A 26915-nucleotide genomic window follows, 5' to 3' on the forward strand; every position below is an offset into this window, starting at 1 on the left:
TTACGTCTCCTTCAAATGTTTTTGCAGCTCATTCCGAATAGGCTCCGGAATCGCCGCTGATTTCTGAGCCTGATAGTCCATGTAGACATAGGTAACCGTCCCTTTTGCACATAAGATTTCTCCCTGAAACATCTCCTCATATAACATGAAGCTTTTGTTTCCAAACCGGTGGACCCAGGTGCGGACCTCTACTTCCGTTCCAAAATGAATTTGATTCGTGAAATCGACATTCATATTCACAACGGCTAAATGCCAATTTTTAAAGGATAAGTCCGGAGTGAGAATCCGAAAGATTTCTTCCCTTCCGGCTTCAAACCAGACAGGAACAAATGTATTGTTGATGTGGCCGACACCATCAGTTTCTGAAACACGCGGTCTAATTTTAGTAACAAACATTTTCTGTTCCCTCTCCTTACGAAGTCGCAACCGCGCTCTTTCCATATCTTCTGACTCGCAGCTTTGCTTGTTCCGCGTGACCTGCAAAGTTCTCCAATTCGCATAACCGCGCGCAGTACTCACCAATCAAGACTGTTGCTTCTGGCTTCACTTTCTGATACGAACAGGTTTTGATGAATTTCCCAACCCAAAGTCCTCCGGTATAGCGGGCAGCCCCTTTTGTCGGAAGCGTATGGTTCGTTCCAATCACCTTGTCCCCATAAGCGACGTTCGTTTCCGGGCCCAGGAACAGCGCACCGAAGTTGGTCATGTTGTCCAAGAAATACTGTGGATCTTCGGTCAGGATTTCTACATGCTCATAAGCTAATTTATCGGCTTCAGCTACAGCCTCTTCCAAGCTGTCAACTAGGATGATAATACCATTGTCTTCCCATGCTACGCGTGCAACATCACCTGTCGGTAGAACCTTCAATTGACGTTTGATTTCTGCTAGCGTGTCTTTCGCCAATTGTTCAGAGGTCGTAATGAGCGCACTTGGAGAAGTGGGGCCGTGCTCAGCTTGTCCCAGCAAATCGGTTGCGATGATCTCTGCATCTGATGTCTCATCGGCGATGACTAGGGTTTCCGTTGGACCCGCCAACAAATCAATGCCTACCTTCCCGAATAATTGCCGCTTGGCTTCCGCTACATACGCGTTGCCAGGACCGACAATCATATCGACAGAAGAGATCGTTTCCGTACCCAAAGCCATGGCAGCCATAGCTTGGACGCCGCCCATAATATAGATTTCATCCGCTCCCGCCATGACCATAGCCGTAACTGTGGCCGCTGGAATTTGCCCATTGATCGGAGGCGTGCAGGCAATGACCCGTTTTACGCCTGCCACCTTGGCGGTAAGAACACTCATATGAGCCGATGCCACCATGGGATATCGACCGCCGGGGATATAGCAGCCGACGCTGTTTACCGCAATATTTTTATGTCCCAAAACAACCCCTGGCAGAGTTTCCACTTCAAGGTCCTGAAGGGAGGCTTTCTGCGCTTCAGCAAATCTTCTGACATTCGCTTGGGCAAAGGTAATGTCTTCAATGACTTGCTCCGGCATGCTTTGGATGATTTCTTCGATTTGCTCTTTAGTTAATCGAAAGCTCTCCGGAGACCATTTATCCAATTTAGCGGACAAATCGCGTACCGCGGCATCCCCTCTTGTTTGTACATCCTGAAGAATATTTTGCACCGTCTCTCTTACTTGGGTCTCCGCCTGGGCCATCTCCTCTACACTTTTTCCTGCTTTCAAAAATCTCGCCATAATCTGCTCCTCCTTGAAATGTTGTCATTCTTTCAGCTGAATACGTATACATCATTTTTTCAATCTTATTTGACCACTGGTTTTCCTAATCACAAGCTTCGGCGGCAGAATAATCTGTCTGTCTTGGTGAGGCCTACACCCTGATTCAATCAGATCAATCAGAATTCCAGCGGCGAGCTGCCCCATCCTGAACCCATGGTGACCTACGCTTGTAAGCTGAATTGCTTGATGGGAGGAAAGCTTCGTATCATCAATCCCCACTAAACTCACATCCCCCGGCACATCCAACCCGTGTGACATCAAGGTATCCATGCACGAGAGCGCCAGCGCGTCGGTTGCGCATAAGATCGCTGTGGGTGGGGCTTGAAGACTCATGAGTCTTCCGGTGATTTCGCCAATGACTCCCTCATCCGGGTTAACAAAATGCACCAAGCCGTCCAAGATCCTTTTTCCGGCCATTCTCATCGCTTTTTCAAATCCGATTTTGCGTTCATGAAAAGTCGAAATGTCCAGCTTTCCGGAAATATAAGCAATTCTTTCGTGACCTAAATTCAGCAAATGCGATGTGGCCATTTGGCCGGCCAATTCGTTATCGAGGACGACATAATTGCCTTCTTCCCCAGGACGGCGGTTAAAAAAGACATAAGGAATCCCGCATCGCTTAATCCCCTCAAAGATCGGATCATTTAGCTTAATCGAGGAAAGCAGAATTCCATCCACTTTTTGACTAATGAGAGAATCCACAATATCTTTGAGTTTCACTTCTTCCTTTTCGAAATAAATGATCGTTTTATACCCCTGACCCTTGACGTAGTTCTCAATCGAATCCGTTGTTTCCACGAAAAACACATTCGTCAAGTTGCCGGAAATCAAGCCAATCGTACGGGTACTGTTCATCACCAAACTGCGTGCGATTAGATTCGGCTGATAGTGCAGCCTTTCCATCGCCTGCATAACCCTTATGCGCGTCTCTTCCTTGACGCAATCCGGCCTGTTCATGACCCTTGAAACGGTCGCCTGGGAAACCCCCGCCATGCTGGCCACATCCCGGGATGAAAACCCTTTTTTCTTAACCTCTGTATACTTATTCATCTCAGGTAAACATCTAAAACTCCTTTCCAATCAGATTTCATCCCCTATAATCAGAATATAAATACTTGTCTAACTATTTTGAATTTAAAATCTTACACAGAAGTTATAAGATTTTATTCTTCCAAAAACGGCCTAGACATGGATAGAGTTTGATGATAACCTCATCAAAAAACGCCTTGAGGTGATCAGGTTGAAACGAATAACCCGCTTTTGCGAACATACTGTCCAAGTGAAGGAAGCCATAGAGATCTTAAGACAGTTGTGAAATGGCCTATAATAATCGTTTGAAAAAGGAAAAAAAGCTAGCACAAAAAGGAGATAAATAACATGGCAGGAAGAGGGAGCATTGAAAAACGCGGAAAAGATTCTTATCGAATAACGGTAAGCATGGGATTTGACCAAAACGGAAAGCGGGTAAAAAAGCAAAAGACAGTAAAAGCAAAAAACAAAACAGAAGCAAATAAATTGTTAGCAGCCTTTATTACAGAAATAGAAGCAGGAGAATACATTGATCCCTCTAAAATGAAGTTTGGGGATTTTGTAGAAGAATGGAGAGAAAAATATGCAAAAGAGCATTTATCTCCAACTACGTTAGATACTTATAATGGCCATTTAAGAACCCGAATTCTTACCACTTTCGGCAACATGCGCATTGATGAAATAAAAACATTGCACATTATGGACTTTATGGAATCTCTAAAGAAAGAGCCATTAAAAGGAAGCTACAAAAATGGATATTTATCCTCAGCAACAATCCATTATATACAACGGGTTTTAAATAATGTTTTCAGCCGTGCTGTTGAATGGGAAGTTATCAAGCAAAATCCAGTAGCTAAAGTAAAAAAACCAAAAATAACTCAAAAAGATACGGATGTTTATGATGAAGAGGAGGTTTTTCAATTATTGACAGCTTTAAAAGCAGAGGAACAACGGTGGAGGGTATTAATTACCTTGGCTGTTTTAACAGGAATGAGAAAAGGAGAACTTCTAGGATTGGAATGGGATGCAGTAAATCTGGATTCTGGTACAATCAATGTAAAACAAAATTTAGTATATGCTAATGGGAAGCAAATAGTAAAGGAAACAAAAACAAAGCATTCCCAGCGGTTAATATCCCTTCCACCAGAGATACTCCCCGAATTAAAGGCCTTTAAGAAGGAATGGAACAAAAACCGTTTGCTAATGGCCGAACAATGGGAAGGTGGCGAACATAACTTTGTTTTCTCCGCTTATCATGGAAAGCCCCTACATCAACACAGCATAAAAAATTGGTGGTCTCGCTTTATTAAGCGTCATGGCCTTCGTTATATTCGCTTTCACGATTTGCGACATACTTCAGCAACATTTCTTTTAAATAAAGGTGAAAATGTAAAGGTAATTTCAAGTCGACTTGGTCACGCTAACGTTCTAACAACTCTGAATATATACAGTCATACCTTAAGAAAAGCAGATGAATTGGCAGCCGATCATTTTATCTCTTTTTTTACAAATAAGGAAGAAAAAGAGAGAAAAGTCTAAACGTAAAAAAATTGGTATCTTCTAAAAATATCTTTCTTAAAAGACCATTTTTTCGTCAGGAAATGATAATATATGAAATCGATTTTAAAACTCTAAAAAAAGTTTGTCCCCAAATTGTCCCCAGAGAATCTGTTATAATAAAAACCTAACTAAACTGTTATATTCAAAAAAAGAGCGCAATCCTTAGTAAATAAGGTTTGCGCTCTTTCTGTATTAATGATTCCGACTGGGTTCGAACCAGCGACCTCTACCCTGTCAAGACTCTCGGACGAGTTTCCTTTCATTCTCTATAATGTCCGAAACCTTACTCATATCAATGAATGCGGGCTTTTCATTTTATCACAGTGTCCAATAATTATTTGTGGTTATTTAAAATGTGTGACCAATTGTGTGACCAGTTCTTATTTATAAATTCGATCTAACAGATATCCCTCACATTTGTTACAATTAAAGTATCTCACAAATCTCTTGTTATATGACCTTTAACTTGCCAGGTATCCAGATGGTAACTTATCATCTTCTCGATCATAAGCATCTTCATTTTTGTATTCTCTGATAGTGCCTTTTCCCAAACATATGTTACACCAATTTTTTGAAATCTTTTATTATTTGCTTAACCAGTTTTATCCCCCTCATAATATCAACTTTTATGAGAATGGCATGACTAACCTTCTTTCTTTATTACTATAAAAGGAAAATAGAAATAGCAGGAGAAATATATCGTCTCAAGACCTATTGAGCTAGAATGTAATTTATCCGATTTGACATTTAATTACGGTTCACTGTAACGTTGGATAGGGTAAAATAAGTATATAAAAGATCAGGATCAAGCTAAAATCTTTAGCATTTTCCTGATCTTCTTTACTTATTATTCTTCATCATCTTCTTCTGGTATATCAAATAAATCTAGAGGCTCTACTCCATCGTCTTCACCATTATTCTCATCTATTTCAGCCTCATCTTGTAAACGAGTTAATTCGGCCTCTACCTGATCTTTTATTTCATTTCCTAGCCTTTGTAAAAATTCGACTTTTAATTGAGGAGACCAGCTTCTCCGAGTGACATTATCCCTGTAACAGTCGATTAAAGTTGGTAAGAGCTTAACATAAGTATATATAGCAATATTATTCGTTAATCTTTCTGAATCAAGATTCAACCAAATACCTTGGTATTCCTCTTCCCAAATTCTACATGTACCAGTAAGACTAACCTCTACCAAGAATACTTCTCCATTATATTGAAGTTGCGGACGGACAGCTTTTAAATTTTCATTATTAAATAAAAATGCAAGCGTTCCTAAGATTGTAGAAATCCTTTTGCCATTGCCTCTCATAGCATTAATATTATCTCTAGTTTTACCAGTATAGCTTCTAAGTGCTGTAACAAACAAATTGTGAACTGGAGATAGTGGTGATTCTCTTAAATCTATAAATTTCCTAAATAACCAGTACAGTAAATCTTCTGTTATTCCCATATCTACTGGATCAACATTTCCCCACGCTGCTTCTGGAAGACAGTCCCTAATAATGGTTCTCGCTCGGCTTGTTCCCGTAAAGACTATACCTCGAACCTCATTGTTATATTCAAAAAGCAAAAATTTTGTTTGATAGACATTTATTCTATCTTCTCGAGGTTTAAGTTGACCTTGCGCATTATACCAAAATTCAGAATTCCTTGAGCGTTCGGTAAAACACTCAAAAATTACATAGTTGATCTGGTTATCCTCTATTTCGAGATTTTCAGGGGTATTGATATCAAAGCCGTCAACTTGTTGAATACTTGCAATTAAGGGCTGGTCATCCCAATTTTCTTCAGTAGCAAGTGGTTGATAGTCTCTAATTAGGTTAATTGCTTGATTTAGATCTTCGATACCTGGAAACTCCCACATTGAAAAGCTTTTCATTTATTAATTCACTCCCTATTTATGATCTTGTAGAAATAATATTGTGTCGATTTTCTCCTATTTCAAATAACAGAAGGATTAAAATATATGTAATTAGCCTCAAATACCATTTATCAGAAGCAGGTTTAATTTCTGATATTAAATCTCCTTCTACAAAGGATGTTGCATTCGAAAACATTTCAGCACTTATATAAATATTTGAACTAGTAGATCTTGTTTGAGTTCCTTTGTCCAAGGAAAATGAAATAAATTCAAAATTAGAAAAATCAAAAGAATCTGGATGAAAGTTTTCTTTGTTTCTTACTTCTAGCGATACCCAATGCGGGATGTAAATAAATAAATTTAATCCCCCTAATGACTTGAAAATATGCTTTATTATTAAACTTCTAAAATCCACCTTCAAATCAATATCAATCTTCTTTCGGCGCTGATCTTGTCCCAATGGTAAATATGTTGTGTCCTTCCTATCTTTGTTTTTTACACTTATTGAGAAAATGCCAAAGTGCCGATACATTTCCAATATTAAGTTAATTAAAAAAACTATAATTGCTTGATTAATTATAAAAGCTGTTAAGTCCTTGGTGATAGCATCAAAGAATTTATCATTGAGCAAGGATTTTAGTAGATTCAGAGGTTCTACCTGAAATAAATAAACAAGCCCTATAGCTATTATAGGGCTACCTATCGTTAAAAACTTTATTAACTTCTTCCTTAAATTGAATATATTAATCACTAGTGCACCTACTCGATACTTTTAATCAAATTTATTACTTGACTTTTTATGCTTTCATTATCGAATAGAAGTACTCCATTGTTATAAATGTCAACTTCTACATGAACAGGTGTTGTATCTGATTTAATTCTAAGACTTAAATCTTTGATATCAATACTTTCATCGGTAATTATCCAATCTAATTCATTGAAAAACTTATTTGCTATCAACTGCTTCTTGCTTATATCTGTCTCAGCATTAATTTGCTGTTTATAATGGGAAATTATTTCTTGATGTTCTGGGGGAACAGATTCTAAAAAATTTAGAGAGTTAACATGATATCCTAATTCAATACTATAGTTAAGTACCTTGAAAAATTTTTCTGGTGTCATAATATATTGTTTAATTGGGAGATCTTTTACAGATTCAAGAACTTTTCTATACCCATTTATTCCATAATCATAAGGGATGCCAATTACATTATTACTAAAACGAATCATATTGGAAAACTTTCCGTCTAACTTGTCTAGTGTTGACTCTCCATTATACACTTTGAACAATTTAAACTGTAACATAGCACCCCTCCTAATCATAATTATAATCTCATTCTACATTGGAAATGTATGTTAAAGCAATAAATACAATAAAATATATCTATTTAAGCATTTTATTAAGAATTATTTCTAAACATCAAATTTATATACTTCTTAATCCTCATTTATTTACATTTAGCTGTTTTCCCTCTCGGGAGTATACACCTAAAATTTTATTTGGATCTATAATACCCTTATATTTACATGCTCCCATAAAGCTCATTGAATTATATAACAATTCTTCATCTTTAAGAGGACTGTTTGAATTACTATTAAAGGAAATTAAATTCTCATCAGCCTCTAATAGATGTTTTTCAACTTCTACCATGATTATTATACCTTCTCCACCAAATTCTTTAATTGTCCGCTTTAAGTAGCTACTATCATATATGGCTGATAAATAAACAGAATTTGGATCTGTGCTTAAATTGTCTTCAATTTTCCTTCCACTTATAGAATTAGGAAGTAAGCCTTTTTCTAATATACTTTTTAATAATATTGATGATGTAAAATGAGCTAAGTGAAAGTAATTTGCTCTCTTAAATTTATCTTTAGAAGTTACCCCACTTCTTCTTTCAAAAGTACTTTGCACCTTTAAGTCCTTGGGGTCAAAACATTCGTATATATAATCAATACTCTTCATTTTATTCTCCTCTTTAAACCTATAGAACTTCTCAAATTAACGATTCTAGTTTTAAAGTGTCAAAACCCTAGCTAACATATTTTCTATAAACATGATTAACAAGGGCTCTCTTGAAGAATGGTGCCTGCCCCCACACTCTTTAAAGCTTTAATAACCTTTATTTGTAAATTTAACTTTTATTTATAAGATCAAACTATTCAGGAACATACATCTTTTGAAGTGGTAATATAGACCTTACTTCGTTTGGCATATTTTCGTACCATTTCACAACTAAATCGACTAATTCCTCTAAATCTATTAACCTAACAGAATTATGTTTCGCCACGGCTTCTGCATGCGAAGTAAATCCCCCTGTTGAAACAAATAAACTATTAGCATCAATAGGATTTGCTCCTAGTAATTGCTGAATTTCTGGTGCACCTGCTGAAGACTTTCGATGTTTAACTTGAACCTTAATGATTGGTTTTTCAAAACCAAAAGCGTCTTTATAGGCCAATACATCTACTCCTCCATCTGGCCCTTTTGGGCTTACATGAACGTTATACTCCATTGCTTGCAAGAGACCACCAACCAACTCTTGCATTTGCCACGGATCAAGCATATCTACTTTGTCTTGCACCATTACTAAGGCCTTACTGACAAGGTCTTCTATGATTTCTTTCTCTTCTGCCTCGTCTGTAGGTTCAGGGTCTGTAAATGGATGTTCTATTAAATTTGCAATTTCATTTCCCCATTCATCTACACGAAATACCGTTAAAACTGATCCTAGGCTATTCTTGGCAGCTTGTGATAAAGAATCCCTTTCAACCGTAATTTCTCCCCATTCAACTTTAATGTTATTTGGATAAGCAGGATCTCCTACAGATTCATCATAAAAATGCGGTTCTAAAACTGTTCCAACCATGTAATCCCGTTTTTCCTTATTGTAAGTAATTATTCGATCACCTTTTTTAACTTCTCTACTGAAACGCCATACTTGGTTAACCCAACTTCTCCTAGAGTTAGGCTTACTTTCAGCAAAAACAGTATTTGCATTGGCAATCATCTCATCCTTAGTTCTATAGTGTTTGGGATTTCCTAGTTTAGGCCATCCAATAGATGCAATACCTTGTTCTTTCCATACTGGTATTAACTCATTATTATCACCAGCACGTATCATCCACCATCTCTTCATTGTTAACCCCCCTCATTAAACAAACATCAAACCTTGATCTAATTGATGTTCTATTATTTGATTTTCTCTTACTTCATACACAAATACGCGATCCTTGATAGCATTATAATCTTCCTCTTTCAACTGCTGCTTAAATTGATGTATGTCCTTCGTAACCACTATAAGTCGACTCTGACCATCCGCTTCTTCACTGATAAAATCTATTAGCCCAAAGGCTTGTTGTGCTCTTACGTTTATTCTTCCTTGCCTTAATTCATAATCTTCAATCATTGACAAATAGTCTTCTAGTATTACACGACCATTTTTTGTACCATTTGGTTTAATTCTAAATTGAGCTATCCTTTTCACCGGCTTTAATTGAATGGAACGCTCACGATCAATTTCAGATAAACGTTCTTTACTCCGATCTTCCATTTCATCTATTTGTGCATAAGTTTGATTAATTAGAGCACTGTTTTTGCCCTCTACATTTTCTTCCTGATACTTCTTCAATCGTTCTTGTAAAGTTTCCATTTGATCCTCGAAAGATTTTCTCAAAAAGACCCTTTTTTTATTTGCATAATCTTCACGCTTGCGTTGAATAGTCTTTAAAAGTTTCCTAGCATGTTTAATCACATATCGTTTGATTTCCTGCTCTTCACTGTCATACGTACTTGTTACATCCAATGATTGATTAAACAGAATATAAGGTGATATTTGTAAAAATTCACCATTAGCTCGTTTACCAGTTAGCGTTAATTTTTGTTCAAGCTCTCGGCCATTACCGTCCACAATTGTTATTTGATTCAATTCCATTGTCATAGCTTCTGGAATTGATGCTTTCACTTCATAAAGTGGTATTATTGCTTGCTGCATTTCTTTCGCTGTCAGTTTCATCACTAAGTTAAACAAAGGATTATCATTTTCAATCATCTGTATTGAATCTGAGACTTTCGATGAAGATAAAGCAAAACGAATGGAATCATCAAAGTTGAACATCAATTTATGATCACGTGCAAAATCACGAATCCGCTTTTGGAAACGATCAATACGGGCAGTTTTTTGATCTGCAGAAATATTCAACCTTGTTCTTGTGTTTTTTAATCCATCAATCACAAAGTGTCCGTAAAACCGATTAGGAATACTGTTTATTGAAACTTCATCAAAGGAACGCTTTGCACCAGGTAAATCAAAATTATCATCTAATCGTTCATTTTGAGCGAGTTCTAATAAATGTTTGTGTTCCTCGGATAATGTTTTTTCCATGTTTGCAATAATTTCATCTAAATCTTCCCGACCTGAAATTGCTTTCTCCATCACAAAAGATAAATCGGCTTGGCGATCCTCTAGAACTTCACCTATAAAATCATAAACAAGATCTTGTCCAAGGTCTTCACGCATTTGCTCCATCTTGGTAAGTAGCCGAATTAATACGTCACCTTCACGTGTATTGGTGGCAACAAGGTTAAATACAAATACCTCATTTTTTTGTCCGATACGGTGAATACGCCCCATACGTTGCTCTAATCGATTAGGATTCCATGGGATATCATAATTGACCATTTGGTTACAGAATTGTAGGTTAATAGATTCTCCACCAGCATCTGTTGCAATCATAATTTGCACTTCATTCCGAAACTTCTCTACTTCTTCTTGACGTCTATCCATAGAAAAGTCACCAACAATTTTGGCTATCTCTAGAACGTATGCTTTCAATTTCTTCTCTAGATAATTAAGTGTGTCCTTTGATTCAGTAAAGATTAAAATCTTCTCATCTTGTGCCAACAAACCATTAGCACCAAATAATGTCTTTTCAAGTTCTAGAAACTTACGCTCATTTTGATTCTGTCTGATGACATTCGCCTTACGAATTAGTTGATCCAGCATTTCAATCTCAACTTGTAATTCATCAAAATCAAGTTCTTCATATTCGCCTTCAGCGTAAGCTTCAATCAATTCCTGTTCCTCGAGTGAACTGTCTTCGTAATCTTCATAATCCAACATCATCTGTTGGACTTTTTGCCCTGTTTCCAACACCATCTGCAAACGTTCTTTCCGACGGAGAAGTGATAAATATATTGCTTCAACGGATGAGCTTAAACGTCGTTGCAAGACCATCATCGCAAAAGCAACATTTGGTTTATTGTTCTGCTTTGCCCTATTAAAGTAATGTCTTACATATTCCGTGACAGCTTCATATAAATTGATTTCTGCTTGACTCAGGTCGAATCCTAAGGTTTTTGTTGTTCGTTTTGGGAATAAAGGTGTTCCATCAAAGTTAACCATCTTTTCTTTTAAACGACGGATCACATATGGGTTACTTTTTTCGAAAATAGAGTCTCCACGATTCAATTGAGAAAAGATATCATGGTCAATTAAGCTCATTAAGTGACGAAAATTCTCCTTATCTCCTTTATGTGGTGTTGCTGTCAATAAAAGAGTATGCTCAGTATGCCTCAATAAATTTTCACCAAGTTGAAACATCTTAGTCCGCTTCACTTTACGTTTCTTTTGCCCGATAGTATAGGCAGCCATTTTATGCGCTTCATCGACTATGACTAAATCAAATTGTGAATTAATAATCATATTTTTAATATCTTCTCTAGATGCCCAGTACATCGATGCAATGACTTGCTGATGCATATCAAAAGGATTCAGTTCACCTGAAGCATCCAAATAAGAACGTGTAATGATTAAAAAGTCTTCATCGAACTTTTCCTTTAATTCCGTTTGCCACTGCTTTAATACGAGAGGCGGTACTAAAATTAATGTTTTTCGAATCATGTTTCGTGCCTTCAATTCACGGATAAGCATACCAGACATAATCGTTTTACCTGCACCTGGATCATCTGCTAATAAATAACGTACTTGGGGAGCTTGTAGCATTTTGCTATAAACAGCTTCGATTTGGTGTGGTAGCGGAATCATGTTCTTATTGCCACGAGCCCGTGACTGTGAGTATTCTTTCTCTGTTCGCAATACATGATATTGCAGATAATGTTGAAATCTGTCTCTCAATTGATCTGAAGCATCTTCATCGGAAAAACGTTCAACTTCTTGTAATTGATGTTTCTCAAGATAATTTTCGAAGAATTGATTTGACTCTCGCCCGACAGCTTCGACTAAATACAGATCATCATCAATGTTTTCAATATGTTTGATTTGAACGGCTTCTGGCCAAAATGATGCACCTACAATTTCACCTTTTCTTAGCAAGATAACACCCCCAATTCCTTTTAAAATTAATACATTGCTTCATATAAGCGTAAAGTAAATTCTTCTTCTAAATATGGTTCTTTACCTTTCTTGGTTACAGTCTCGATTCTTAATTTACATGTTTCACCAATCTTATAATACTTTTCAACCAAATTAAACGTTACTTGTCTATTCCGGTCACGATTTTCACCTTTTAAGTCAAATACGAGTTCCACTTCATTAGAAATCCGTTCATCACCTTGATAAAACGCAATAAGAACTTTGCGTGAAGTATAGATATCTGTAATACTCTGCTCCTGATAAAAAGAAACCGGAATACGGTAATTTGTAATAACCTTATTGATCATTGCTACCGCAATATCTACAGGTTGACCTTTTTCAATACGTCGATAATCTATTAATGGGACAACCGCTTCTTGTGGTAATGCTCCTCCATGAATAAATTGAAGACCTCCACCCGTTTTGAATCGGTTTAAACTTTTCGCCAAAACAACCTCAACATTTTGTAACGGCGTTTGTCGTTGAGTTAATTTAATCGAACCTTCAGAAACGGATAGATTGTGTCCTATAGCAAAACGCCGATTATTATCCATAACTTGTCCTTCAACAGCTGGAATTTTTCCATAGTTTTCAATTTGTTTGAATTGAAATAAGAAACCATGATCCGCTGTTATAAAAATGCGTTTCGCTTGAAGACGTGATAATCTGTCCACCGCATATTGTAAATCTTGTATCGCCTGATGAACTGCTCCATAGGTTTCACGTTCTGACTTTGCTGAATCCCCAAGCGCATCGATGTGGTCATGATATAAATAAACAAGACGTTTTCCTTTCATTAAATGATCTACTTCACTTGCTTTCATATCCAGAAGTTCCTTTAATTTTAGAACTTCTGTTTGTGGCTCAACTGACTGTAAAATGTGACGTCGATTGTCCATTCCTTTCGTTGATTGTTCATCAACTAAGATACCTTTCTTTTCATCTGCTGAAAGTTTACGATGTGGTAACAAAGATGCCATCCCTAATTGTGTGTACGTTGGATAGCTTGCTGCCATAGGATTAATGTTTGATTTCCCATTTTCTCGTTCCTTTAATTTTTCATGAAGTTCATAAGCCGCTTCAAATCGTAAAGCATCTGAAATAATTACGAAAACCCTTGTTTGTTCCTTCTCTAAAATAGGGCGAATCACCTTAGAAAAGAATGTTCGTTGTGGCATTAGTTTGGATACATACCCCTCTTCCAGTCTAAAATTCATTTCGTCTGAAAGTCGACGTAAGTATTCATTTTCATACCAATTTGTCAATCGGCTAGCGATTTCTTCAAGCATTTCTTTCGCAGTAAGGCGTGTAAAATGATACATAAAATTGCGGTAGGCTTGGTCGACTTCATACAAGGATTTCGTATAACTTTCATAAAAATCTTCTTGTAGATGCATACGATTAATAACAGGTTTTAGCTTTTCGAGTCGGATTGCTTCAAATAACGTGTCATAAATGGCTTTTATTTTATCTTTTGATCCCCAATATTTATGTAAACGTTGTTTAATTAAGGATAATCGTTCATCCATATGAATTGTTTGGTGAGTTAACTCATCCATGCATTTCTCAATGATGAGAACATCAACGACCGGGAAAGTATCTACTAGCTGGTAGTTTTCTATATCCTGCTTAGATAACACATCTCTTACTTGATGCACTATTTCCCATTCTTTGATATGTTCTTCAAGTACACTCCCATCGCTATGTTGTAACCACTCTTCAACAAATAACGCACAAACGTTAGGTGATGACGATGCCCATTGAACCTCCCAATCCTCGGCAGTAAAACCTGCAATCTGCCGGAAATGTTGATAGATGAGAACATTTAAAAGCTGCACCAATGGTTCATTATCTTTTTCTAACGACACGCCAAAATAGCGACCAATGATCTCTAATGTACGTTCTAAAGAAAAGTTACGTTTTATTTGCTTTAATAGCTCACTGTCTTCCATATGTAACCCTTCCATTAGAAGTTGACGTACAATCACACGTATATCAGGTACCGATGCTTTTACTAAAACAGCCATCATACTAAGTTCAAAATGATAGTCATCAGCTTGTTTAGGCAATATTTTACTTAATCTTCTTTTCCGTTCTTTACTATCAAAGAACAAAGGATATTGTTCCATCTTAGGACGTAACACATTATCCGATACTTTTAATGTTTCAGTTAACATAGCAGTTTCATCTGCTTTGAACTCCGTACTGTATAACAATATATCCAATAACATGTTTTCTTTGTCGGCTGGCTTCGCTACATCGGAATATATTAAAAACGACTCTGTTGTTCGTTGAATTTCAATCTCAACTTTTAACTGAAAAAAATTATGATTAGTTAATTTTCTTACCTCAATATCATCCAACTGTTTCTTTAGTTCATCCACACTTACTTGTGCTTGAGAATCATACCAAAAAACAATCGCTCTTTTTTTCGTATCTCTATCTTGTTGTATTTTCTCTTGTAACTTCTCAATGACATCCACGAAATTCACCTCATTATGTAAAGAGAAAGAGGAGAATCTCCCCTCTTTCAGCTATTTAATCTTTGCAAGAACATTTTCAAATTGAGCATAGTTCACTTTAACACCGTCATCTAAATCAATGTCAATTTGTTCATTGGCATACGTCGCTAATTTCTTATCAAACTCTTGTAGTTCCTCTATCTTCTTCTGATAGGCTGATTTAGATTTTTCAAGGCTCCGCTTATCACTTGCCGATAAGCTTGGATTTGCTAAACGTTTATCACTCATATCTATTTCATTTTGATATTTAGATTGAATCTCTTGTAAATGTTCAAAACGAATCGTTGCCATCGTATCAGGCTGATAACGATGCATATAAATAAGTGTCCGTAACCCTTTTTGTTTACCGGATTCCACTAACCAATAAATTGGTCGCTTTTGATATGTTTTACAATGGTCATTGAAAAATTCATCTAAGAAATAACGCCGTAAACGTTCTTCTGGAGATTCATTTTTCTTCATATTCAGCGATTCTGCTAACCATTTTATATTGTCGTCTATAGTATCTGGACTAAACGCCACAGACAAGAACTCACGCAAACGAATAATGATATCATTATCAAAATAATGGGCATCGGTTAACTGAATAAGACCATCCTTATTTGGTTTGAATGTATTGTATTTTGACTCATCAAATTCACCGCCAGCGTAAGCAAGGCCCACAAAATCTAAAGAATAGCGCCCCATAACACAACCTATAAAGTATGACAGGAAAGATCTTGAATCTCTTTCAACATCTGCAACTCTAACTGTCACGTCTTTATCTAACACTTCTGGTGTTAAGATCTCTTGAAAGCCATACAGTTTAATAAACTTTTCATTTAATTGTTCTTCATTTTCTTTTAATATATTAAATTGACTTATTGTCTCATTTTTCCACTCTTTAAAAGCTTCCTCTAACTTATTTGTAACATTAGTGTATTCCAAGAATGGCATTTTTCTAAAGTCCCATGACGTTTCAAATGAATCCCAGTCTTTCTTAGAAATTAGAATATTTTTGTTGGTAATGTTATTAACTGATGAAAATAGGTTTTCATCAGTTAATATTGGATAGTTAATTAACTCGCCAACGTTATAATGTAGAGTTGGACTTAATATTTTTGCAAATACATCGACTACCTTTGAATTAAGAAGTGCAAAAACATACTCCTGATAATCTTTTGATCCCCTAAAATAAATTAAAGGGCCTGATTGGTCAAAAATAGCATTTCTTGGATGGAGTCTTAAACTAAACTTACCAGTACTAACATTAGAAAAAGTTAAACCTTCTTTAAAATAATAATTCTCATTTCTAATAACTGAACTTTTATGTAATTTTATTTCCTCTCCTTGTTTCTCATAGTTAATAACAAATTCTTGGTTTCCATACCACTTTCTATATGATCCACCTTTTGTACAGATTATCCACTTTTTCTTATTGTGATTTAAGTCTTCTAATGAAAAACATTGTTTATCAAGATTTTGACTACTAACTTCATGCCAAAGTTTTAAAAATTTATCATTATCTCCAGTTTGCAATCCAACCTTGACATCAGCAATTTCACCTAATCGGTTTGCGCTCGCAAAAATCTGATGAACATTTTGAGATACCCAGTATGCTATTGGTGAAGTGGGAATATCATTGAAAACTAGGCTGTTTATAGTGTATCTGTAATTAACATTAGGATTATTTACTGATTCTCTTACTTTTAATGGTTGGATAGCTTCTCCATTAAATCCACTAAGATCAATGAATTCCCCTAGAATATTTGGTGAATCATGTTTAATAACAAAACTACAAATAGGAACAGTCGCCTCTTTAAATGCAGAGTATTCTAGTTGAATCAAACTACTTATACTATTATTTTCAATAATGAATTTCCTTAATAAATAATGTGTAGTAATAAACATCCATGTTAAAGGAGTCATTAATGCTGCATATCCATTCTTCTTTGACATCTGTATCGCTCTATAAATAAATGCGGAATATAAATCTGATTTATAGTTTTTATAATTCTGGTTCATAAATTTTTTAAGTAATGGATTATATTTATTATGATATGGTGGATTTGTTACAACGACATCATATTTTTGTTTTAACAAAAGACCTTGTTTTAAAACAGGTAATAACTTTGTTTGTAATTCTTTGTAAAAAGACTCATCTATTAAATCACTATTTTTATTTTCTAATTGATATAAACGATTAATCCACTCTCGGTATGGAATTTCTATCGGGTCAATTAATGAACCAAATTGTTTTCCGTTCTCAAACTGGTTTAATAACTCTTTAATTAATGATTTTTCTGTATCACTATCAGCAAAATAATTGATTGCTTCTTCAGATAAAGGTTGGTAAGCATCTACAATTTGAAAAACATTCAACTTTGGACTTTGACCTTTACGACCTAATCTTGAGATAAAACGTGGTTGTTTTTCGGCGGCCTTCATTAACAATGCAAAGTTCGCAATTTGTTGAGCACGTTTATCTATGTCTAACCCATATAAATTATTTTCTAAAATTAACTGTGGTATTTCTTTTGATGGATATCCAGCTTCTTCATACATGTCATATAACATTTCAAAAGCGTATATAAGGATATGACCTGATCCACACGCGGGATCTATAATTTTTAAATCTTCTAATGACTCAAACCGCGGATACAGGTGGTGGTTCTCTTCATGTTTCAAATAGTATTCCCAATGCTGAGCTAATTGATTGTCTTCATACTTTTCATCATATAATTTCCCTAAAGAGTTTTGTACCATATACTGCACAATCCATTTTGGTGTAAATAACTGTGTAACAACAGGAAGATCTTCTTTCTTAACTGCATTGTTTCTTAGTCCACCAACCTGCTCCTTCTTTTCAGACATATAGTATTGATAAAGCCAACCCAGCACTTCAACATTATCTGAACGAGAACCATATTCATCAAGATGAAAAAAGTTTTCATCAGATAAGTCATTTACAATTTTCCGTATGATAGATTCCTGATCTAATAAATAGTCGGGTAATAATAGTTCTGTAAAATCATCAATTTTTTCAAATAAGAAAGGTAATAGTTTATTCAAACTATTGCATTGAGCAACAAACAATTTACGATAAGCTTTTTCATTTTCACCTTTTTTTAACCATTCATTTATTTGTTGATAATCCACATCTAGGTTCATCGTTTCATATTGAAGTAAAATATCTGGTTCGTTTTTACCTGTACTGCTCGATAATACATTTACTCGGTCTGGTAAATAGTTGTTCACTTCCATATAACGAATCGCAATTATTCGGTTAAACCAGGTATATGCCACTTCTTCAATAAGCTGATCATATCCAGAAGTTTTTAAGCGTTGTTGTAATGTATGAAAAGCATGTTTTCTTTCAATTGGAAAAGGATTATCGTTTATAAATAATTGTCCATACTTTTCTTCAATCTTTAAATCCTGACTATCTTTGGTAATACCGTATTGCTCCGCTTTTAATGAAACTTTGGCCATTAAGTCTCGTCTAGCTTCTACAGCAAATTTCTTTAATTCTGCCTTATTCATTGTTTCACTCCTATATGTAGAGGAGCGGATTGTTCATCCGCCCCATGATTTATGATTTACGAAATAGTGTGTTTGTAATTCTTTTATTAGACTTTTCTTCAATGACTCAATAGCACGTTCTAAGTCTTCTTCAGACTCAATTGTATCTAACTGACCAAAGAAGCAGGCATACAATTCTTGCTCTGTAATTTTCTTCGGTTGTCTCTTAACTGTATCTGGGTCATCTATTAAATCATTAAGCATCTGGCGTGCTGTTGCTTTTGTTGCTTCAACAAGCTCACTAAGCTGCTGTTGATTGATTCGAGCGCTAGATATACGTTCACTCTTCTTAATTTTCTCATAAAGCTGAGTCGCTTGATTTTTTCGTGATTGAATATATTCTAAAATGCTTTCAGATTGGCGATATTGATCTATTAAGTTTTCAAGTTGCTTCAATGATTTTTCTGATTGAACCATTACTGCCTGTTTTTGTTTATTGGTTTCTACCTGAATTAGATTCTTCAGAACATCTGTCAACTTGGGTAATTGACTAATTTCTTTTGTTGGTTCTTCCTGTAGTAAAATGTGTTTCATTCGTTGAGCTGTTTCTTCTAACTTTTCATTATGGATGATTTCTAAGTCTTGCTTATGGTCTTTCAGAGCTTGAACCGCTTCGTCAAATTTTACGATAGGATTTCCTTCATAGAATCCTTGGAGTGTCTCTAAAATGTCATACCAGTTTTCTATATCGTCTTCATATTGAATAAACGTACGGCAGAACTGTTCGGGATCACGGATAGCAAGTAATTTTTGAGTACCATTTACAACTGTTCGTATATCACTTTCACCTGGGTATGGATACTCACTTGTTGGATCTTGTTGACGTCTTCTCCCTCTAATCTTGTCAATCGGTTGTACAAATTCTTCGGCAATCTTTTCTCGTATAACTTCTTCATAAGCGTCATATGTGTCATACGTTTGTGTATTCGAAAAGAAATCACGGACTAATGCAATAAGCTCCTGTTTAACTTGATAATCCATTTCAACGATTGGTAAAACAACAATACGATCACGTTCTGAAACCTTTTCTAATCGATCATAGAATTGATTGGAGTTAGGGTTAAAGGCTTCACCCGCATAAGTGAAACGAACTTTTCCAGCATTCATTAACCCCATTAGAATACCAATGGTATCTTGTTCCTCCCATCCATATGGAACAGCCTTATATTTTTGTACAACTTGTTTTAATGTTCGCTGGTCATGTGAACGTTCAAGTTCCTCTATGAAGTGCTTCACTTCGTCAATTGCATTTTTGTTTAAGTCACTAAATAATCTTTGTTGACCTAGATTCTCCGCAACTTGCATCCATTCCTTTTTACTACTTTTAAATGAAATAGGCTCCTCAATATAATGAAATTTTGTATATGTGTTGCGTATTAGCATATCCATAGCTTGGTTAACTTTACTTTCAAAAGCCCCATTAAAATCACGACGTTGACCTTGGATATAAAATTCTGCTTTCTCACAAGCTTTGTTTAATAATTCTTCTGCCTTATCTGCATATTCATCAACTTCAGCAATTTTCGCATCAAAAATTCTCTTCTGCTGCTGACTAGTCGTGCTTGACTGTTTCCGACGAACATAACTATCCACTTGTTGAATATAGGCTAAAGCACTTTCTGCTTCAGCGACAAGGTCTTTGTCTAAAAGAATAATTAAGTGACCAGAGTTAGCTTGTAACGCTGCTTCTGAATCTGTCATGCCTTCAGAGAATACCTGCATCGTTAATTCATGATTCATCTGACCTTTCACGTAATTATCAAATCGTTTATTGTAATCAAAGTGTTTGGTTTGTTCTTTATGCTTATATTCATACTTGGTATGGCGATACATCACATTGAAAAAGAGGTTACCTAATCGTTCTTTAACAGAAGCAGTATTATATTCTTCTACACGTATTTCGCGATTAATTTCTTGTTCTTCATCTGATAAGAATGAGTATGACCCATCTGCATGTTGTTCAATGAACATTGCCATTTGAAGTCGGTTCAATGATTCCTTTATACGATATTCTAAAGGCTGACGTTCATCATAAACTGTCTCAACCATAAGGGTTGCGATATTATTAGGTGTGCATTTTATATCATCAATCCCTTTGATTAGATAAAGCACTTGTAAAACCTTCACGTCATATTCTTCTAAACCTTCATTATTTCTCGCTCGATCCTGAGCCCTTGTTATTGTACTTGTAATTGAGGATTCTAAATAATCACGAATAGAAGGATAAAATTCTGCCATGGTCACCATATTATCGATAGTTTCCTCAGCATTTAATTGTGCTGCTTCCTGAAATGCTTTAAGTAATGAACGTTCACCACGTGAAGTGTGCTGACCACCTTCCCCTAAATTACGGATTTTCGTGAAGATCTTTTGTAATAACTCAATTTGATAAGGAACAAACGGATAGAATGAGACAAATTCATCAATTGAACGATACCCTGAACGTAACTGTGTATTCTGCTTATCAAATGCTAAACGATTATGAATTAATTTTCCTTCTTGATCATGTATCGTTTTTAATGTATCTGCACCAACATCTTCTTTTTCTAATAGACGTTTTTTGATAACTTCATCTGTATTAGCACTGGATAAGTTAATTTTGGTTTCAAATCGTCCTTGGATTTTTGAAAAGTCTTTCGTACTATCAAGATCTGAAACAGTAGCTTCTAGTTTTTCTTGTGATGTTACAATCACCCATGCTTGACCTTGACATAAGTCACCTAGTTTTTCCGTTATAGTTTGCAAGTTAAGCATTAAGCTCGTATTATTCCCGATATATTGTCCTACCTCATCCGCAAGAAATGCGATTCGATAATCTGGGCCTTGTTTTTTACAATAACTTGCTACTAATTCAGCTACTCGCTGTGCGTCAATAGAGAACCATTCTCTACTCATATCAAAGAAAGTCTCTGCAGTATCTTGATCATAGCCGACTGATTCTAGTGCTTGTATAACTTTTCTCTTACGCAGTAATATTTTTAATCGAAATTCTTCCCATGGTTTACCATTTTGATCGTAAATTGTTTGTTTGAACAATTCATATTTACCGTCATCATCTAATTGACGTTCCATTTCAGCAACCCACAGTGTATCTGAATAACCTAAATGATTATTAAATACTCGTAAGAAAACTTCGATAATACGTTCTTTCTCGGAATCCTTAGATGATGATGTTGATCGCGAATCAATATTAAACAATAAGGCATCTGTTCTTTTTGCAGATACTTCTTCCATCATGTTAAGCAATTCTGGATTTTTTGTTTTTTCTTTAAAATAATCCGCAGGCGTTCTGCCTGAAATCGTTTGGTTATGTAACAAGTAAGATAAAATTTTTAAAAAGTGAGACTTACCGGATCCAAAGAAACCTGATATCCAAACCCCTACTTTAGTTGATGGTTGATTATAAACGGCAAGATAATTACGATAAAAACGTTCTAAGTAATGTTCACTTTCTTCTGTTAATACATACTCATCCAATTCATTTTCAATTGTTTTTTCATCCATTTGCTCAGCTTGAACAACATTATTAATTGAACGGAATATATCTTTTAAAAATAAATCTTTAATTTGCATGTCCCTACCCCCTAAGAAATACGTGATAATTGATAGTCATCTTCATAGTCAAGAATGCCAAATAATTTTAATCGCAATCCTGTAAATTCACCCGGATAGAATAATACGATTGGTTTTTTATAACCTTTACTAGAGATGGCTTTTAGTAATTGACTCGACCGCAAAAATGGATGAGCAGAACCAACCCCAGTAATAAAAATAAGATCTGCCTCTTTTGTAATGTCTTTAAATTGCTGAATCATCGTATTGCTTTCATTTAATATCGGTTCAAATACATCAATTAAACCTTTCAATCCTTCTTCCTCTTCCATTTCAAATAATTCTTCCAACTCATCTTCATCAAAAAACGAAAGAAGAAATTCAAATAAATTCACTTCTTTGATATCTAGTTTGGTTCTCTTCAACATGTTCTTTATATACACACGAACTTGTAATTCATCTTCTGGAGGATAGTCCAATACAAAATGAGGGATGTCACTTCCAATCCCTCTTGGATTCTTAAAGCTATCTTGTATAATCCGCTTTTCCATTTGTTCTAATCGTTCATACGTGGATTTCATTCTTCATTCACCTTTTCTAAAACTGTAAAAGAATATAATAGAGTGGCATTCTTCTCAGCATATGTTTTTAACAATTGGCTCATATGTATCGGATTTACGGTGTACTTCGTCCGATCAATCTTTTCAATCATCCTTGCTTCTCTAAAAAATAAAACTAAGGATCTTATAAGACGTTTAATGGTTTCAGGTCTCCAATTACTTACTTTTTCGCTTATATTCGCTTTTCCTTCAAAAAAGTAATAAAAGTCACTACTATATAGTGGTTCTTGATGTTCATATTTATAAATAATAACTTCCAAGTAAAACTCTAATGGTATTCGATATACTTGTAAAAATGAATATAATGTCAATGCCTTCCGATCATAATCGCTTACGTTTAAAAAGTGTTTCTTCATTTCACCGTCAAGGACAGCTGCACGATTGTAGACCATATTAAAGCGATTTTTAATACTTACTGGGCTTCTTAACTGAAATAAATTTTGCTCCATAATTTCATCTAGTATTTCTTTTTTCAATTTTCCTTGTGACATGTGCTTTAGAACAACTTCAATCTCATTTTCAGACCATTTTTCTTTCGTAAATCCCGCGGAATATTCCATATTATATTCCTTCACCTTACCTTCTTAAATAACGTTAGTTTGATTAAAAACTTGATCAACGACTTCAAGCCTCCGTTTTCCACATTGTTGACGAATAATGGTTGTATACTTACCGTTTTTAACAAATTTGTTTGTATTAGTTATATACAACTTTTGAATCAATTCAATCATTTTCTTTTCATCTATCTCGTCATTCCAATATTTATCTATTACTAAATTAATAGATACCGCTAAATCTCTCTGTGTTTTCTGAAATAGTTTAACTTCCACGTTGAAGCCACCTCAATACTCTTACTTTTTTTATACTTTATCTTTATTTTATCTCTAGTACATTAGTAACACAATAGGGATGGAAAAATATACAAAATTTTTCTGGCAGCTCCACGATCTAAAAATGTAAAGGGGGTACCCACTCGTTTCATGCCCCACCCCTTTATGTATCAACCGTTGTTTATCCATTTGGATAGACGGCGGTTTTTTTGTTTTACAGAGAAGACATGCGTGGTGAGAAGAGCGCATACGAAAGGAGGATAGCGAAATGAATAAGTCATTAGTAAAAATTCTGGTAAAGGCAAAGGAACTAAACAAATGGGTTCCCGCTAGGTTTCTAGCAAAGTATGGCATCCAAAATGTAAATCTACTAAAACTTGAAGATGCTGACTTAATTCTCACCAAGAGAAGCAAATCAGAAGGCTTACTATTAAAGCTGACCTTAAAGGGTTATTACTATTTCAATAAATAATAGGAGTAACCTTATAAAAACATTAACTAGGAGGAAATCGATTATGAAGGAAAATGTATGGCAAGAACAGCAACACAAATTAGGATTATTTACGGAGAAGAGTGTTTCCCTTTTTGAGATTAAAGAAATTCACCAGAATCTATTAATCCAACAAGCTGCTATCTCAGAAGAGATAGCAGTTGCAATCATACGTAATGAATATGTAAAGCTATCTCATTTACTTGTTAATAGGAGCAAAATCCAATCAGCTATAAAAGAGATTGAATTTCTGCATGAGGATGAACTTAATAGTCATGTTTCAATGAATGATCGTATAAGCAAAGCACTAAGGGATGCAGCAATTACAATGGAATCTAAAGGTGAAGACATATTGCTAAATGTAATCAGCAATCTTGATAAATTAAACAAATCAGCACACAGCATGATATCGAAGGCAACATCAATTTCTAACAAAACTTTTAGCAGAGGGAATCAGCTTAGTCATCAAGCAGGCAAATTCCTAGTTCATAAAACATCGGAAGGTTTAGCAAAACTATCAGATGTAATTCAAAAAAGATCTTAATTCATTGAAAGGAGGTGAAAATCATATGAAGACAGGTAAACATTCAAAAATAAATAACATCATACCATTCGCTAGTATTAGTAACCCTAATGTATCTTCATTACCTAATGTTGTTGTATCATCTTCAGAATCCAAGCATCGAATTGAGGAGCTTCAAACATTTGTTGAAGAGGTTATGGTAAAAGGCGTTGACTATGGTGTGGTAGATGGATTCTCTAAACCGACACTGTTAAAGCCTGGGGCAGAAAAGCTTTGTGATGTATTCGGATTTTCAAAGACAGTAAAAGTTGTAAACCGTATTGAACAGTGGGAAGCTGGTATATTCGCTTATGAAGTGAAGATGATACTAACCCGCAAAGACAACGGGGTCATTGAGGCTGAAGGACTTGGTTCCTGCAACAGCAAAGAAGCAGCATTTCAACAGCAAGATGCCTATACGATTGTGAACACTGTATTGAAAATGGCCAAAAAGCGAGCATTGATTGATGCTGTACTATCTGCAACACGTTCTAGTGGTATCTTCACACAAGACATTGAAAATTTTCCTACAAACTCTAGCATTAAAGGAGGTGATGAACCTGTAACCAAACGTCAGCTACTTAAGATTCATCAAATTGTTGCTGAGCTTAAAATGCGCCATGAAGTTGCAAAAGAATTGATGCAGATGAAGTATCAAGTTGATCACAGCACAAAACTAAGTAAGAAACAGGCATCTGATTTCATCCAAGATCTACTGCATTTAAAAGATGTATTTTATGAGGAGGAGAATTTGAATATGCAAAATGATAAAGAATAAATTGCTCATGGAATATCGTTATATTCGATGAGTTTTTTTATGCACAAAAAAAGATGAGCTCATCCGCCAATGAACTCATCTTAAACCAAAATATACCAATGACAGTATATCGCATTAAATACATTCACTCAATCGGAGGGACGATCATCGTCTCTCCTTTTTTAATTCTATCTAACAAAAATGGAGGAATATATAATGAACAATACATTCGATAAAATGACTTTTAAGGTATTATTAGCAACAACAATGCGTGAAAAAGAAGATGGCTATGTCGTCAGCGAAATCTTCAACCGCTACCCATCAATACAAGAATTGCTAGAAGTAACTCAAGAGGAATTATTGACGATTAAAGGCATTGGTAATGTTAAGGCCAAACAAATCGTAGCTGCTCTGAAGTTAGCAAGAATGCAACCTACTCCTGTAGAAGATCGTTTTACCATTCGTTCACCTGAAGATGCATATTCATTCTTAAAGGATATGCAGTACCTAACGCAAGAACATTTTGTCGTACTAGGACTGAACACAAAAAATGAGGTTCTCTTTAGAGAAACTGTTTTTATAGGATCATTGAATGCGTCCATCGTACATCCACGCGAGACGTTTAAACATTTAATCCGTCGTAGTTGTGCAAGTGCTATTGTAGCCCATAATCATCCATCCGGGAATCCACAACCAAGCCGAGAAGATATTGAAGTTACAAAACGGCTTAATGAAACAGGAAAGATAATCGGAATTGAAGTGCTCGATCATGTAATTGTCGGACAGGAATCTTATATTAGCCTTAAAGAAAAGGGTTATATTTAAATTAATGAAAGGAAGTCAGTATACTGACTTCCTTTCATTAATTACTATTATCAATACTTATGCATATCCTGACTCCGGTATATTACTTAATACAGTCTAATCATAAAATTTGTAACATTGGATTTAATATTTTTATAACTTATTAAAAATAATGATTACTACAGATCACATCTGCATGAATCGGGATATTATAGTATATTAAAAATTTTAAAATAATGTATTGGGCTAACTATAAGATTTTTCTTAAGCTTCTCCCGATGTGTATTTGGCAAGCAAAAAATGCATGAAACGGCAGTTAATAATGTAGCCACCTGCCAACAGTATATCTAGTTCTGTAATATAGACTCTTTATAACGATGACTATCGCCGTTGAAGACTACCAGATGAGAATGATGGATCAGTCGGTCAATGACTGCTTCCGTCAAGATTGGGTCGCCAAAGACATGGTTCCACTGACCGAACTGAAGATTAGTGGTAATAATAATGCTTTTTGCCTCATAACACATTGAAATAACCTGGAATAATAATTCTCCACCTTGTTTATGTAGAGGAATGTAACCCAGCTCATCGAGAATTAATAAATCCAGCTTTTCAAGTTGCTTAAATAATTTCGGCAGAGTAC

At 35.3% G+C, this 26915-nt stretch carries 21 protein-coding genes; 5 read left to right on the forward strand and 16 right to left on the reverse strand.

Translation table 11 applies throughout. The features are described from left to right. The 3 genes from IQ19_RS15255 to IQ19_RS15265 are packed head-to-tail and all read right to left on the reverse strand — an operon-like array spanning position 1 to position 2797. Positions 1 to 396, reverse strand: a complete 396-nt coding sequence (locus tag IQ19_RS15255) for an acyl-CoA thioesterase (RefSeq protein ID WP_144543234.1) — start codon at positions 394 to 396, stop codon at positions 1 to 3. A gap of 16 nt (positions 397 to 412) precedes the next feature. Further along, positions 413 to 1705 carry a histidinol dehydrogenase gene (gene hisD, locus IQ19_RS15260; protein WP_144543235.1) on the reverse strand — a complete coding sequence of 431 codons (1293 nt, stop codon included), beginning with the start codon at positions 1703 to 1705 and terminating at the stop codon, positions 413 to 415. A 51-nt stretch (positions 1706 to 1756) separates the two neighbouring features. Next, positions 1757 to 2797, reverse strand: a complete 1041-nt coding sequence (locus tag IQ19_RS15265; protein WP_144543236.1) for a LacI family DNA-binding transcriptional regulator — start codon at positions 2795 to 2797, stop codon at positions 1757 to 1759. A 387-nt stretch (positions 2798 to 3184) separates the two neighbouring features. Here IQ19_RS15265 and IQ19_RS15270 point away from each other — a divergent pair, with 387 nt between their 5' ends. After that, positions 3185 to 4315: a tyrosine-type recombinase/integrase gene (locus IQ19_RS15270; RefSeq protein WP_242021016.1), complete on the forward strand. Its 1131-nt coding sequence runs from the start codon at positions 3185 to 3187 to the stop codon at positions 4313 to 4315. Positions 4316 to 5183: 868 nt separating this feature from the next. Here the strand turns inward: IQ19_RS15270 and IQ19_RS15275 are convergent. From IQ19_RS15275 to IQ19_RS15330, 12 genes are all read right to left on the reverse strand, one after another. Beyond that, entirely contained in the window at positions 5184 to 6218 is a 1035-nt protein-coding gene (locus tag IQ19_RS15275; protein ID WP_144543238.1) for a hypothetical protein, read from the reverse strand. 19 nt (positions 6219 to 6237) lie between these two features. Next, a complete protein-coding gene (locus IQ19_RS15280) occupies positions 6238 to 6951 on the reverse strand; it encodes a hypothetical protein (RefSeq protein ID WP_144543239.1) in 714 nt (237 codons plus the stop codon). 8 nt (positions 6952 to 6959) lie between these two features. Further along, positions 6960 to 7505: a hypothetical protein gene (locus IQ19_RS15285; protein WP_144543240.1), complete on the reverse strand. Its 546-nt coding sequence runs from the start codon at positions 7503 to 7505 to the stop codon at positions 6960 to 6962. Between the two features lie 139 nt (positions 7506 to 7644). Then, positions 7645 to 8166, reverse strand: a complete 522-nt coding sequence (locus IQ19_RS15290) for a hypothetical protein (protein WP_144543241.1) — start codon at positions 8164 to 8166, stop codon at positions 7645 to 7647. Between the two features lie 193 nt (positions 8167 to 8359). After that, positions 8360 to 9340, reverse strand: a complete 981-nt coding sequence (locus IQ19_RS15295) for a restriction endonuclease (RefSeq protein ID WP_144543242.1) — start codon at positions 9338 to 9340, stop codon at positions 8360 to 8362. A gap of 15 nt (positions 9341 to 9355) precedes the next feature. Beyond that, positions 9356 to 12535: a DEAD/DEAH box helicase gene (locus IQ19_RS15300; protein WP_144543243.1), complete on the reverse strand. Its 3180-nt coding sequence runs from the start codon at positions 12533 to 12535 to the stop codon at positions 9356 to 9358. 26 nt (positions 12536 to 12561) lie between these two features. Further along, entirely contained in the window at positions 12562 to 15057 is a 2496-nt protein-coding gene (pglZ, locus tag IQ19_RS15305; protein ID WP_144543244.1) for a BREX-1 system phosphatase PglZ type A, read from the reverse strand. Between the two features lie 51 nt (positions 15058 to 15108). Further along, on the reverse strand, positions 15109 to 18618 hold the full coding sequence (gene pglX / locus IQ19_RS15310; protein WP_144543245.1) for a BREX-1 system adenine-specific DNA-methyltransferase PglX: 3510 nt from the start codon (positions 18616 to 18618) through the stop codon (positions 15109 to 15111). 33 nt (positions 18619 to 18651) lie between these two features. After that, a complete protein-coding gene (gene brxC, locus IQ19_RS15315; protein WP_144543246.1) occupies positions 18652 to 22230 on the reverse strand; it encodes a BREX system P-loop protein BrxC in 3579 nt (1192 codons plus the stop codon). 11 nt (positions 22231 to 22241) lie between these two features. Then, positions 22242 to 22790: a BREX protein BrxB domain-containing protein gene (locus IQ19_RS15320; RefSeq protein ID WP_144543247.1), complete on the reverse strand. Its 549-nt coding sequence runs from the start codon at positions 22788 to 22790 to the stop codon at positions 22242 to 22244. Further along, positions 22787 to 23404: a DUF1819 family protein gene (locus IQ19_RS15325; RefSeq protein ID WP_242021017.1), complete on the reverse strand. Its 618-nt coding sequence runs from the start codon at positions 23402 to 23404 to the stop codon at positions 22787 to 22789. The genes IQ19_RS15320 and IQ19_RS15325 overlap by 4 nt, the downstream gene beginning before the upstream one ends. A gap of 9 nt (positions 23405 to 23413) precedes the next feature. After that, complete coding sequence (locus tag IQ19_RS15330; protein ID WP_144543248.1) at positions 23414 to 23659, reverse strand: TIGR04540 family protein; 246 nt, start codon at positions 23657 to 23659, stop codon at positions 23414 to 23416. 268 nt (positions 23660 to 23927) lie between these two features. Here IQ19_RS15330 and IQ19_RS15335 point away from each other — a divergent pair, with 268 nt between their 5' ends. The 4 genes from IQ19_RS15335 to radC all read left to right on the forward strand — a co-directional run bounded on the left by IQ19_RS15335 (position 23928) and on the right by radC (position 26293). Next, complete coding sequence (locus tag IQ19_RS15335; RefSeq protein WP_144543249.1) at positions 23928 to 24131, forward strand: hypothetical protein; 204 nt, start codon at positions 23928 to 23930, stop codon at positions 24129 to 24131. A 43-nt stretch (positions 24132 to 24174) separates the two neighbouring features. Next, the gene (locus tag IQ19_RS15340) at positions 24175 to 24693 is read left to right on the forward strand and encodes a hypothetical protein (protein WP_144543250.1); all 519 of its coding nucleotides are present in this window, start codon (positions 24175 to 24177) and stop codon (positions 24691 to 24693) included. A 25-nt stretch (positions 24694 to 24718) separates the two neighbouring features. Continuing rightward, the gene (locus tag IQ19_RS15345) at positions 24719 to 25489 is read left to right on the forward strand and encodes a hypothetical protein (RefSeq protein WP_144543251.1); all 771 of its coding nucleotides are present in this window, start codon (positions 24719 to 24721) and stop codon (positions 25487 to 25489) included. A 195-nt stretch (positions 25490 to 25684) separates the two neighbouring features. Beyond that, entirely contained in the window at positions 25685 to 26293 is a 609-nt protein-coding gene (gene radC / locus IQ19_RS15350) for a RadC family protein (protein WP_277875348.1), read from the forward strand. Between the two features lie 326 nt (positions 26294 to 26619). On the opposite strand, the gene IQ19_RS15355 is transcribed toward radC, so the two are convergent. Beyond that, positions 26620 to 26915, reverse strand: a 296-nt coding sequence (locus IQ19_RS15355; RefSeq protein ID WP_144543253.1) for an ATP-binding protein, incomplete at its 5' end; no start/stop codon positions are given.

It is taken from the genome of Cytobacillus oceanisediminis (assembly GCF_007830235.1).
GTDB lineage: Bacteria > Bacillota > Bacilli > Bacillales > Cytobacillaceae > Cytobacillus > Cytobacillus oceanisediminis.